Source organism: Pectobacterium zantedeschiae (assembly GCF_004137795.1).
GTDB classification, from domain to species: Bacteria; Pseudomonadota; Gammaproteobacteria; order Enterobacterales; family Enterobacteriaceae; genus Pectobacterium; species Pectobacterium zantedeschiae.
This window is the reverse complement of sequence record NZ_NWTM01000006.1, coordinates 43,674-55,612: the sequence shown is the minus strand read 5'-3', so window position 1 is coordinate 55,612 and position 11,939 is coordinate 43,674. Positions and strand designations below refer to the sequence as shown.

10 protein-coding genes are annotated in these 11,939 nt (G+C 51.8%); 4 read left to right on the top strand and 6 right to left on the bottom strand.

What is annotated here, in order from left to right:
* Positions 1 to 143 precede the first annotated feature (143 nt).
* Positions 144 to 1,172 (top strand): S-methyl-5-thioribose-1-phosphate isomerase, encoded by a 1,029-nt coding sequence (mtnA, locus tag CLR69_RS21135; protein ID WP_131535139.1) that lies wholly within the window; start codon positions 144 to 146, stop codon positions 1,170 to 1,172.
* Positions 1,173 to 1,574: 402 nt separating this feature from the next.
* Here the strand turns inward: mtnA and CLR69_RS21125 are convergent, their stop codons facing one another.
* Genes CLR69_RS21125 through CLR69_RS21115 form a run of 3 tightly spaced genes read right to left on the bottom strand, consistent with a single transcriptional unit; the run spans position 1,575 to position 3,420 of the window.
* Positions 1,575 to 2,120 (bottom strand): 1,2-dihydroxy-3-keto-5-methylthiopentene dioxygenase, encoded by a 546-nt coding sequence (locus tag CLR69_RS21125; RefSeq protein ID WP_131535137.1) that lies wholly within the window; start codon positions 2,118 to 2,120, stop codon positions 1,575 to 1,577.
* Entirely contained in the window at positions 2,117 to 2,806 is a 690-nt protein-coding gene (gene mtnC / locus CLR69_RS21120; RefSeq protein WP_131535136.1) for an acireductone synthase, read from the bottom strand. Before mtnC ends, CLR69_RS21125 begins: the two co-directional genes overlap by 4 nt.
* Positions 2,803 to 3,420 carry a methylthioribulose 1-phosphate dehydratase gene (locus tag CLR69_RS21115; protein WP_131535135.1) on the bottom strand — a complete coding sequence of 206 codons (618 nt, stop codon included), beginning with the start codon at positions 3,418 to 3,420 and terminating at the stop codon, positions 2,803 to 2,805. The genes mtnC and CLR69_RS21115 overlap by 4 nt, the downstream gene beginning before the upstream one ends.
* Positions 3,421 to 3,618: 198 nt before the next feature.
* Between CLR69_RS21115 and CLR69_RS21110 the strand changes: the two genes are divergently transcribed.
* Together CLR69_RS21110 and CLR69_RS21105 are read left to right on the top strand one after the other, a co-directional pair.
* Positions 3,619 to 4,776 carry a pyridoxal phosphate-dependent aminotransferase gene (locus tag CLR69_RS21110; RefSeq protein WP_131535134.1) on the top strand — a complete coding sequence of 386 codons (1,158 nt, stop codon included), beginning with the start codon at positions 3,619 to 3,621 and terminating at the stop codon, positions 4,774 to 4,776.
* Positions 4,764 to 5,531 (top strand): amidohydrolase, encoded by a 768-nt coding sequence (locus tag CLR69_RS21105; RefSeq protein WP_131535133.1) that lies wholly within the window; start codon positions 4,764 to 4,766, stop codon positions 5,529 to 5,531. The genes CLR69_RS21110 and CLR69_RS21105 overlap by 13 nt, the downstream gene beginning before the upstream one ends.
* 48 nt (positions 5,532 to 5,579) lie before the next feature.
* Here CLR69_RS21105 and CLR69_RS21100 read toward each other — a convergent pair whose 3' ends face one another.
* From CLR69_RS21100 to CLR69_RS21090, 3 genes are all read right to left on the bottom strand, one after another.
* Complete coding sequence (locus CLR69_RS21100) at positions 5,580 to 6,575, bottom strand: glycyl-radical enzyme activating protein (RefSeq protein WP_131535132.1); 996 nt, start codon at positions 6,573 to 6,575, stop codon at positions 5,580 to 5,582.
* A gap of 7 nt (positions 6,576 to 6,582) precedes the next feature.
* Complete coding sequence (hpsG, locus tag CLR69_RS21095) at positions 6,583 to 9,063, bottom strand: (2S)-3-sulfopropanediol dehydratase (RefSeq protein WP_131535131.1); 2,481 nt, start codon at positions 9,061 to 9,063, stop codon at positions 6,583 to 6,585.
* Positions 9,064 to 9,241: 178 nt separating this feature from the next.
* Positions 9,242 to 10,180 (bottom strand): sulfonate ABC transporter substrate-binding protein, encoded by a 939-nt coding sequence (locus tag CLR69_RS21090; RefSeq protein ID WP_131535130.1) that lies wholly within the window; start codon positions 10,178 to 10,180, stop codon positions 9,242 to 9,244.
* Between the two features lie 408 nt (positions 10,181 to 10,588).
* Between CLR69_RS21090 and aptA the strand changes: the two genes are divergently transcribed.
* Entirely contained in the window at positions 10,589 to 11,917 is a 1,329-nt protein-coding gene (gene aptA, locus CLR69_RS21085; RefSeq protein ID WP_131535129.1) for an omega-aminotransferase AptA, read from the top strand.
* Positions 11,918 to 11,939 lie beyond the last annotated feature (22 nt).

Sequence of the window (11,939 nt, the reverse complement as noted above, 5' to 3'; positions counted from 1 at the left end):
TCGCTATTCTGAAATCAAAACGGTTCTTAAATTAAAACTATCATTGAACTAAAAATACGGACATAAAAACGTTCGGACGTCTATACATCCATTAGGCATCTTGGCAGAATAAGAATATCGATGCAACATGGATTTAACGACCGATGCAGACACTTAACACAACCAGCCTGAAAATCGTAGATAACCAGCTATGGATCCTCGACCAGCAGGCGCTACCGCAAGAAAAATGCTGGCGCCCTTGCCCGGATGTCGCCTCACTGGTTGAGCACATCCAAACGCTACGCGTACGCGGCGCACCGCTGATTGGCCTGTCCGCTAGCCTGTTGCTTGCACTGCTTGCAGAGGCAGGCTTATCGCAGACTGAACTGGCTCAGGCATTGGAAACACTGCGGGCATCGCGCCCTACCGCCGTCAACCTGATGAACAACCTGGATCGCATGAAGCTGGCGTTGGCACAGCCGCAGTTTGTCGCTGCGCTGGTGCAGGAAGCCCTACGCCTGGTAGAAGAAGATCGCGCACTGTGTGAATGCATCGCCGACCATGGCGCAGCGCTGGTAAAACCAAACAGCCGTCTGCTGACCCACTGCAACACCGGCGGGCTGGCAACAGCTGGCATCGGCACCGCTATCGGTGTGTTGCTGCGTGCGCACCAACAGGGAAAAGTCACTCAGGTGTGGGTCGATGAAACCCGCCCGCTATTACAGGGTGGACGCCTCACGGCCTGGGAACTCGGCGAGCTTGGCATTCCTTATCAACTGATTTGTGACTCGATGGCTGCCAGCCTGATGGCGCAGGGTCAGGTCGATGCGATTTGGGTCGGTGCTGACCGCATCGCCGCCAACGGTGACGTGGCCAATAAGATCGGCACCTACAGCCTCGCGGTACTGGCGCACTATCATCAGATTCCGTTTTACGTCGCGGCGCCGCACACCACGCACGATCCGGCGTGCCCCGACGGTCGGGCAATTCCTATCGAACAGCGTGCCGCCGCCGAAGTTACCGGGGTTTCCGGCAGTTTCGGCCACTGCCAGTGGGCACCGCAGAATGCATCAGTCTACAACCCCGCATTTGACGTCACCCCCGCCGCATTAATCAGCGGCTGGATACTCGATACTGGCGTGGTCACGCCACAGAATGTGAAAGAAGGGATATTTCAGACGGCGTTAAAGTGACGATAAACAATGCTGATATTTTTGGGATAAAGAACCACCTTGGCACTTCCCTATGAAGAAATCCTCTTAATACACCAATACAGAGGTATCTCGTATTTTGCCGTTACCCGGCGTAAAAAATTATGCTGAGGAGATAGCAGGCTTAGGATGAGCCGCATGGACGCGGCGAAAGCTTGCGCCACGTCGGGAACGTGTCGCAAGCGGTCCGTTAAAGCCTGATATCGACGAAGGTACCGCGTCAGCGGCATAATTTCCCGCCGAAAGCCAGGGTTCCCAGGGCGACGGCGATTGAGCCGCCCTGGGTCGGGCGTTTCGGAACATGCAACATAGAGCGGCAAAGGTAGAAACGCACGAAACATACTCGTTCATTCATAGAGCGTTCGTTTACAACAAGCTCTAGAGCTATCGCACTAACTTCGGATACGCATCCGCGATCTTATCGCCGGTAAAATGGGCGATCCAGCCTTCTGGGTTATCAAACAAGCGGATAGCAGTGAAATGCGGTTCCGGCCCCATATCAAACCAGTGCGCCGTGCCTGCTGGCACAGATAACAGATCGTTTTTCTCACATAAGATTTGGTAAATCTTGCCGTTCAGATGCAGGCAGAATAGCCCCGCACCTTCTACGAAGAAACGCACTTCATCTTCGTGGTGAACATGCTCGGATAAAAACTTGGTGCGCAGCTCCGCACGCTGCGGGTTATCCGACCGCATGCTGATGACATCCCAACTCTGGTAGCCTTTTTCTGCCACCAGCTTATCGATTTCATGCTGATAGGCCGCCAGCACTTCTTCTGAGGATGGTGCATCACTCAGCTTCTGGCTGGCTTCCCAGCGTTCAAAACGGACACCGATATCGTTCAGCTGTTTCTGAATCGCGCTGGCATCCTGACTTTGCCAAATCGGTTGGCTTGCATCGCTGTCGCTAAAAATGGTTAATCCACTCATTGGGCGTACTCCGGTAAGTCGATCTGGTCAAAACGTGCCACCTGACGGTGACGGCTTACACTATCCGCGTCATCACGAATAAGCTGACAGGTGTGCCAACCGGCTTCCTGCGCGGCATCCAGCTCCTGACGAATGTCCGACAGGAACAACAGTTGCTCGGCAGGTAGCCCGATGGTTTGCGCAATCGTACGATAAGAATCCGTCTCGCGCTTCGCGCCGACGCGGGTATCAAAATAGTCGCTAAACAGCGGACGCAGGTCACCCGCGTTACTGTAGCCGAACAGCAGTTGCTGCGCTTCCACCGAACCTGACGAGTAAACATACAGGCGCAGGCCTTGCTGCTGCCACGCAGCGAGCTGTACCGCGACCTCAGGGTACAGATGCCCCTGAAAATCGCCGTTACGGTATCCCGCACGCCAGATAATGCCTTGCAGCAGCTTCAGCGCAGTGGATTTACGGTCTTCATCCATAAACTGGTTCAGCGCAGTAATCAGTGTGTAGCTATCGGCATCAGGCTGACCTAACTCCTGACGCAGCGCGTTCAACGCTTGCGCGATCTCAGGATCGCTATCGTGCTGTCGCACTGTGTCGGCCAAACGTTCGCGGGCATAAGGGAACAGTACACTGTGAACAAAACGGATGTCGCTGGTGGTGCCTTCAATATCGGTCACAATCGCGTTAATCATGCTTTCGCCTCCAGCAGTCGCCGTTGCAATTCGCACTGGAACAGGAACTCCAATCCTTCAAGATGACGGCGCGCTTCTTTCACCGTAGCACCCCAGCAGTAGAGGCCGTGGCCACGCACCAGAAAACCGTAGCGTAGCGGCGTGTGGCTGGCATACTCGGTTACTCGCTGTGCCAGAGCCGGAATATCCTGATCGTTATCGAAAATCGGGATCGCTACGCGATCCAAATGAGTGGTCTGCCCCGCCAACGACTTTTGCATTTCATAGCCGTGTAGCACCAGCTCAGTCCCCTTCTCTACCCGAGACAGCACCGTCGCATTCACCGAGTGTGTGTGCAGCACGGCGCCAATCGTCGGTTCGCGGCGGTACAACAGCGTATGCAGCCCCGTTTCCGCCGACGGCGTACGGCCACTCGGCACATGATTAGTGGCAATATCCACCAGCAGGAAATCTTCTGCCTGAAGGCTGCCTTTGTCTTTACCCGATTCGGTAATCAGACACTGCGCGTCATCCAGGCGCACGGACATATTGCCCCCCGTTGCCGGACACCAGCCTTTTTCACCGATCCAGTGGCAGGCCGCAAGCAGCGCCGTCAATTGTTGATTTTCAGTCATGAGACTTCCCGTTTCTGATTTATTTATGGAAACCATTTGGAAACTTTTTAGAGACATGGCTTGGAAACATAGACGCTTTAGTTATGTCTTAGTACATAAAGGAATTTAGCCGTTTAAACGTCCAAGCGTCTTGATTGCCAAATACTAACAGCATGTTATATTACCAAGCAATACAGGCTTGCAGGAGTCCTACCCGCTATGAGCGCCGCTCTGATCCCCGACAGTAAACTGCCTTCGCTAGGCACCACCATTTTTACCCAGATGAGCGCACTGGCCCAACAGCATCAGGCCATCAATCTATCACAAGGTTTCCCTGATTTTGACGGCCCGGAGTATTTACAACAGCGGCTGGCGTATCACGTCAGTCAGGGCGCAAACCAATATGCGCCGATGACCGGCGTCGCGCCGTTGCGTCAGGCCATCGCGGAAAAAACAGAAGAACTGTACGGCTGGCGACCGGATGCCGATAGCGAAGTCACCGTCACCGCAGGTGCAACCGAAGCGCTGTTTGCCGCGATTGCCGCACTGGTACGCCCCGGCGACGAAGTGATTTGCTTCGATCCCAGCTATGACAGCTACGCACCTGCCGTTACATTGGCTGGCGGTGTACTCAAGCGCATCGCCTTACAGCCGCCCGCATTTCGTGTGGACTGGTCACATTTTGCCGACTTGCTGAGCGATCGCACCCGGCTGGTGATTCTGAACACGCCGCACAATCCGTCCGCTACCGTCTGGCAAAAGGCGGATTTTGAGCAGCTATGGCAAGCGATTGCCACGCGTAACATTTTCGTGCTGAGTGATGAAGTCTACGAGCACATCTGTTTTGATAGCGAAGGACACGCTAGCGTGCTGGAACACCCGTCGCTGCGCCAACGCGCTATCGCCGTCTCATCGTTCGGTAAAACCTTCCACATGACCGGCTGGAAAGTGGGCTACTGCGTCGCGCCAGCGGCGTTGAGCGCGGAAGTGCGTAAGGTTCACCAATATCTGACGTTCTCCGTAAACACGCCTGCTCAGTTCGCCATCGCCGATATGCTGCGCGAACAGCCGCAACACTGGCGTGAGCTGCCCGATTTTTACCGTGCACGCCGCGATCATTTCATCAACGCGCTGGCGGGTAGCCGTTTCGAGATTCTGCCCTGTGAAGGCACCTACTTCCTGCTTGTGGACTATCGGGCGATTTCCGCTCTGGATGATGTCAGCTTCTGCCGCTGGTTGACCGAGCACGTTGGCGTCGCCGCCATTCCGCTCTCCGTCTTTTGCGCCGATCCGTTCCCACATACATTGATTCGACTATGCTTTGCTAAACAGGAAGCAACGTTGGATGCCGCTGCGGAGCGTTTATGTCGACTTTAAAGATTTCATTACTGCAACAGCCACTCGTCTGGCGCGATGGGGAAGCCAATCTGCGCCACTTCGACACCTTATTGCCGGAGCTTGTGGGACGTGATGTCATTGTGTTGCCAGAAATGTTTACTACTGGCTTTGCGATGGAAGCGGCCAAAGGCAGCCTGGATCAGTCGGTCGTAGAAACGTGGCTGCACCAGTGGGCGCAGAAAACCAATGCGCTGATCGGCGGCAGCGTCGCGGTGAATACACCGAAAGGTGCGGTGAACCGCTTCCTGTTGGTCGATCCACACGGCCACGTGTATCACTACGATAAACGCCATCTGTTCCGCATGGCGGATGAACACCACCACTATCAGGCAGGCACAGAGCGAGTCACTCTTGAGTGGCGCGGCTGGCGCATCTGCCCGATGATCTGCTACGACTTGCGTTTCCCCGTATGGTCGCGCAACCGGCAGGACTACGATCTGGCACTGTATGTCGCCAACTGGCCAGCATCACGTGCCGCACACTGGCAAACGCTGCTGGCAGCACGCGCCATTGAGAATCAGGCCTATGTTGCAGGCTGCAACCGCGTTGGCACCGACGGCAACGGCCACAGCTACCGTGGCGATAGCCTGATTATTAACGCTCAAGGGGAAATTCTGGCTTCTGCCGCCCCCAACCAGCCTGCCCGTCTGGACGCTGAACTGTCGCTGGAAGTACTGCAAAGCTACCGGGAATCCTTCCCCGCCTGGCGTGACGCCGATCGGTTTACGCTGTAAGATTTTTTGTGACGATCGCCGCTAACGCGGCGGTATTCGGCAATATCATTATGCCAGTGGCGCCCCATAACGCTCACCGCAGCGGCCCTTGGCGCGCTGAATAATTTCGGCCCCCCTCTCATCACAGGACGGTTGTTCCGCGGAAAAATAGTCTCGCCCCAGCAGGCGGTATTTATCTCGACCTAAACGGTGATACGGCAAGATTTCGTAACTCACCTGGGGCAAAGGTAAAACGACATCAAGAATCGCGTCGATGTCGTTCCAGTTAGCATTAAATCCAGGGATAAGCGGTGTACGAACATGAATAGGCAAGTGAGGAAACGCTTGCCGTAACTGTAGTAAATTGTTCAGGATGCGTCGATTACCACGCCTTGTAAACCGCCGATGCTGCGCGTCATTCACACTCTTTACATCGAAATAAATGGCGTCAGTGTAATTGGCTATCTGGTATAAATCAGACCAATTTCCCTCACCGCAGGTTTCCAGCAACGTATTGACTCGCTTCCTTCGCGCCTCCTTCAATATCGCCAGCGCAAATGCTCCTTGCATCAATGGTTCTCCACCGCTCAGCGTTAATCCGCCCCCCGATCGTCGATAAAAAATGCTATCAGATTCGACGATATCCAGGACCTGACGCACCGTCATCTGCTCGCCAAAACCATGCAAAGCCTGCGTTGGACAATGGGTCACGCATGCCAGACACTTGGAACAGCGACTGCGATCAAGGCATATGTCTCCAGTTGGCTCATAGCTAAGCGCCGCAGTCTGGCATTGGGACTCACACAAACCACATATCGCGCCGCCCAGACATTTGCGAACATCCACAGCGATTTCTGGTTTACCACTCTGGGATTCTGGATTGCTGCACCACTCACAGCGTAGCGGACAGCCTTTCAGAAACACCACCGTACGGATCCCTACGCCATCATGTAGAGAATAACGCTGGGTATTGAATACCCAACCCGTTAGGATTTCGGGATGAAGCGGCATCGATTCACGCGCCAGACTTAACCCGAAAGCAGTGTCGTTATTTTCCCTCAACATTCACCGCCTAAAACATCTCATGCCCGGTTCGGGCTATCAGATCATCCTGTAAATCCGGTGACAAATCGGTGAAATAAGCGCTGTAACCCGCAATACGCACAATCAACCCACGATAGCGTTCGGGATCGGATTTTGCTGCCAGCAACGTTTCTCGGTTAATCACGTTAAACTGCACATGCCATAATTTCAGGTCGCACCAGGAGCGAATTAAATCACACAGTTTACGTGTTCCCTCCTCACCAGCCACAATCGATGGTGTGAATTTGATATTCAGCAAACGGGCTGCCCGTTCGCTAAACTGATAATTCTTGGTCTGATAATTAGATAACAGCACCGCCGTCGGCCCTTTTGCATCACATCCCTGCGAGGCAGAGGAACCATCGGACAGCGGCATCCAGGCTTTACGACCATTGGGTGTAGCATGCACCACTTTGCCAAATGGCACATGTGAAGTGAAAGGCACCAACCGGAGATCGAGGTGTACGCCAAGCGTTTTTGAATATTTGCGGGTAAAATCCAGACAGACTTTATCCAGCGTCTTGCCAATCGCATCGGCATAAGGGTCATTGTTGCCATATTTAGGCGCACTCGCCAGCAGCGCGCGCAGCACTTGATGATGGGTAAAATCATCTTCCAGCGCCTCTAACAACTGAGACATGGTGATACGCTGCTCTTCGTAGACCAATTTTTTAATGGCCGCCAGCGAATCAATAACCGTTCCGTAGCCCATAAACTCGAAATAGCCTAAATCAATCCCGTCTTCAATCACTGGCTGATGAATATCTTTACAGGCCGCCATCGATAAATCGTGTAATGCAGACCCCAGCGGCCAGGCGAAATGTTTAGCACGTAAATCGATAATGATCTTTTGCTGGATAAACGCGTGACGGAGAAAATTATTATGCTGTTTGATGTACGCCTGCCAGAAGTCCTCCCATGAGGAAAAATCACGCGGATCGCCCGTTTCCAAACCGAGTAATTCCGTTCCGTGACGCTGCATCCGACCGTTATAGAGCGTCATTTCTAACGCCGCAGGAAAATTGATATACGCGCAAGGACTGGTATAAGTATCGCGGTTCGGCATTCTGCACTCAGCACAGCCGGAAACCGCATAGTCATAAGCCTGGGAAAATGTAGCCCCCTTGGACAACAGCAAAGGGACGACTTCTTCATCATTAATCAATTTTGGAAAACCCGTGCCTTCTTTAATCGTCTCCGCAATATCATGAAGAAAATGTGCAGGAGTCCGATTATGGATACGTGCAGCCAGATCGGGATAATGCAACGGGAATTCGCGCTTGGAGCGTAAAAACAGGTGGGATAAAGCATTAGTGGCATCCATTCCTTCCGGCGTCTGCCCACCGATCGTCACGGCTTCCCAGTGTGCATAACCTTCATTAAAAGCGCCGCCAGTCGGTGAGATATACAAATCAACAAACTGTGCCATTGCAACCCACATGCAGGATAACCATTCCAATACCTGTTCGTCGTCCAGCACGCCACGTTCAATGTCTCGTTGATAATAAGGAAAGAGATATTGATCCATGCGACCATTGGAAATAATCGTACCGGTCTTCTGCTCCAAACGAGAAAAAAGTTGGGTAAACCACTGCGCTTGTAGCGCATCGCGGAAATCCCGCGCGGGGTTTTCTGGCACCCATTCACAACGCTCGGCAATATCCAGCAGTTCCAACTTTCGCCGAGGGTCGTGTTCTTTTTCCGCTAATGCTTTGGCAAGCTGCGCATGACGTTTCGCCCACAGCACAACCGCATCGGCAGCGATAATAATCGCTTGTAAAAATGGCGCTTTCTCCACGCTATCAACAGGATTAAACGGATCGAGCTCTGCCAGACGTTGCTCTGCGTCCTGCCGAATACCTTTAAAGCCTCGCTGTAAGACCTTTTCATAATCATGCACCCATTGTATGGATGACCGAAATGAAGAGGTTTCATTAACGATAAACCGCGATGTCTGGCGATCCTCTGGATCGTAGGTCAGCCGCAACGTTTCTTCCGGCAGCGCCTGCGATAAATGCTCATGGTAGGTTTTCCCCCGCCAATAGGGGGAAATCTCTTCATGAATGACAGCGATGTCCTTTTCATCAATAGTAAACGGTGACGCCTGCCGTAGGGGAAGCTGGCTGATCGCGACATCAAGAAAATCACCGTCCAGTTCAGGATAAAGAATACCGTAACGCCCCTGCTTCCCTGCTCGCCCGACGATCAGTTGTTCATCATCGATATAGACCGTAATGTTCTCGGCAATGTGATACATCGCCTTGGCCCAGCGCAGGAGCAACATTTGCCCTTCAGTAACACGCATAGACTCGGTGAAATAGCGGGCGCGCTCTACGTCAATACCGGGCCTCCCTGCTTGAGTTTTTTCCAAAATCGTATCGGTCCTGCTTAGCTTTTTATTTCGCGGCACATCGCCGTTTTGCAAAAGACGAGACTCCTGCGGGCTCAGCGCCGTTGCGATCGGGTTCATTAGTATCCCTCACAATATTGATTCAACGATTAGCACATTGACTAGCACTCACCTCGTGCCAATTAAAAACAACCCAGCGACGCCTTCCCTTGTCATAAGGCGCTCCCCCATACCAATGCCCTCTGTTGTCACGTCTGTTTAGCCACGATTTCCTGTCGGCCATATAGCGAGCGATGATTCATTGAGGCGGAGTCCATACCGCCTGCTTGATATCCAGCTTTTTCGGAATCAGTTTCAAGCCAGCGAAGGTATCAGCGATACGCTGCTGGCTGGCAATCGCCTCAGGCGAAATAAACTGTGCATCGTAGCCCTGCCGCTCGACGGCAACCTGGGCAATATCTTCAGGGAGCCCTAAGAGGGGAGCGATCTGGCGAGCAACCCCCTCAGGGGAGTCAACGGCTTTCTTGCCAATCAGACGAACTTCCTCGATCAGCGCGGTAATAACAGAGGGATATTTGGCGGCAAAATCGCGCCTTGCCAGATAAAACTGGTAATTATCGACAATCCCCCGTCCATCACGCAGTACCCGAGCATGAATCTGTTTTTCTGCGGCGGCGCTGAAAGGGTCCCAGATGACCCAGGCATCGACACTGCCATTTTCAAATGCTGCACGTGCGTCGGCGGGAGGTAAATAAACAGGCGTGATATCGCTGTATTGCAAGCCAGCTTCATATAACGCGCGTACTAATAAATAGTGAACGTTAGAGCCTTTATTTAAGGCGATTTTTTTCCCTTTTAGCTGCGCGACTGAACTCAGCGGTGAATCCTTAGGCACCAAGATCGCTTCCGCTGTTGGGGAAGCCGGTTCATTGGCGACATAAACCAAATTAGCATTTGCCGCCTGAGCGAATACCGGCGGTGTTTCTCCCGTAAAGCCAAAATCAATAGCACCAATATTCAGCCCTTCCAGTAATTGGGGGCCACCGGGAAACTGGGTCCATTCCACTTTAACGCCTTGTGAACGCAACCTGTTTTCCAACGCGCCTTCTTCTTTCAATAGGACTAATGTTGTCGCCGACTTTTGATATCCGATCCGGACTACATCGGCGGAATAGGCCACCGCAGAAAATGCCAGCGATACCATGAAAATAAAGCTGTAACGAAAAAAACCAATCATAAATACACCATAGAATCAGAGGGAATAATTCATCCTATCCTTTATCTAATGGAATAATTAAATATCAGTTATTGATAAAAATATCGATATTTTGTCTAATGCATCACGCTGTCTTTTTTATTAAAAAGACGTTAAATAAAACACACAACCAAGTTAACAAAAAGAAATTAAATATAATATAAATACAAAAATATATAGTATTTATCTTAGATTAGCCATGCGAATATATTTTTTACCCAGCATATTAAAAATATGCAATAAAAAATAAAAATATCATCTTTTACATTAGCCACCGATTTATTAAACATATCCTTTTTCAGGCGCCATTCCGTGTATTAGTCCAAACACATCGCTCACCGGAAGTCCTTCGGAGAAGCTAACTATCCAATCATGATCAGGTAACTCGCCATGACCAAACAACAAAAAGATCTCCGTAACATCATTAATGACCACTTCTGGCTTCCCTTTACGCCAAACGGGGATTTCCGCCAGGATCCGAAATTATTTACCCAAGCGGATGGCGTTTATTATCAGGATAACGCAGGGAATCGGATACTGGATGGCGTCTCCGGCTTATTTACGTCTGCTTTAGGCCACCGTCGTCAGGAAATCGCCGATGCGGTTTATCAGCAATTTATGACTCTGGACTACAGCCCCAGTTTTTATCGCAGTCATCCTCTGGCATTTGAAACCGCGAACGAGTTGGCAAAAATCCTCCCCCCGCAGCTTGACCGCCTATTTTTCGTCAACTCCGGCTCTGAAGCGATTGATAGCGCACTGAAAGTCGCCCTTGCCTACCAACGAGCCCGTAAACAGAGTTCACGAACGCTTTTTATATCTCGTGAGCGCGCTTATCACGGTGTCAACTTTGGCGGTGTCGCGTTGAGCGGGCTAACCAACAATCGTCGACAGTTTGCCGGTAGCTGGCCGCAGGTTGTTCACTTACGCCATACCTGGCTGGAGGAGAACCGTTATCACCGAGGTCAACCTGAACACGGTGACTATCTGGCAGACGACCTACAACGTCTGGTTGAATTACATGGTGCTGAGAATATCGCGGCCTGTGTAATCGAGCCTATCGCGGGTTCGACAGGCGTATTGGTTCCCCCCAAAGGCTATCTTGAACGCATCCGGCTACTGTGCGATCGCTATGACATTCTGCTAATTATGGATGAGGTGATTTGTGGATTCGGACGGACCGGAAAGGCATTCGCAAGCCAAACCTTCTCTATCCGTCCAGATATTATCACCCTTGCCAAAGCACTGACTAATGGCACACAGCCCATGGCCGCTGTCGCTGTCGATCGCCGCGTTTACGATCAAATCATTAACGCTGCTGGCGAACAGGAAATTGAATTTTTTCACGGTTACACCTGGAGTGCCCACCCGGCCGCCTGCGCGGCAGCACTAGCTACCCTGCGTTTGTATCAGGAAGAGAACGTCTTCGCCAACGGAGAAAAGCTAAGCCCTTATTTTCTCGATAAATTATTTGAGCTACAAGCGCTGTCTGTTGTTAGCGACATTCGAGGATTTGGGCTGTTGGGCGGTATCGATCTGCGCCCCACGGAGAAGGCGGGACAGCGCGGCTATCTGTTGCAGAAAAAACTCTTTGAGCGCGGATTACACCTTAAATCCACTGGCGATTCCTTAATTATCGCTCCAATACTGGTTTCGACACCTGCCCATATTGACGAGCTCTTCTCTATTCTTCGCGAGGTGCTCGGTGAAGAATGTTAAATAGCATCCCTTCTCATTGCTA

Bases quoted from the DNA above. Each gene is read 5' to 3' on its own strand.
- CLR69_RS21105 (WP_131535133.1), top strand. From the start codon at position 4,764: ATGTCGACTTTAAAGATTTCATTACTGCAACAGCCACTCGTCTGGCGC.
- CLR69_RS21090 (WP_131535130.1), bottom strand. From the start codon at position 10,180: ATGATTGGTTTTTTTCGTTACAGCTTTATTTTCATGGTATCGCTGGCA.
- CLR69_RS21115 (WP_131535135.1), bottom strand. From the start codon at position 3,420: ATGACTGAAAATCAACAATTGACGGCGCTGCTTGCGGCCTGCCACTGG.
- mtnA (WP_131535139.1), top strand. From the start codon at position 144: ATGCAGACACTTAACACAACCAGCCTGAAAATCGTAGATAACCAGCTA.
- hpsG (WP_131535131.1), bottom strand. From the start codon at position 9,063: ATGAACCCGATCGCAACGGCGCTGAGCCCGCAGGAGTCTCGTCTTTTG.
- aptA (WP_131535129.1), top strand. From the start codon at position 10,589: ATGACCAAACAACAAAAAGATCTCCGTAACATCATTAATGACCACTTC.
- mtnC (WP_131535136.1), bottom strand. From the start codon at position 2,806: ATGATTAACGCGATTGTGACCGATATTGAAGGCACCACCAGCGACATC.
- CLR69_RS21100 (WP_131535132.1), bottom strand. From the start codon at position 6,575: ATGTTGAGGGAAAATAACGACACTGCTTTCGGGTTAAGTCTGGCGCGT.
- CLR69_RS21125 (WP_131535137.1), bottom strand. From the start codon at position 2,120: ATGAGTGGATTAACCATTTTTAGCGACAGCGATGCAAGCCAACCGATT.
- CLR69_RS21110 (WP_131535134.1), top strand. From the start codon at position 3,619: ATGAGCGCCGCTCTGATCCCCGACAGTAAACTGCCTTCGCTAGGCACC.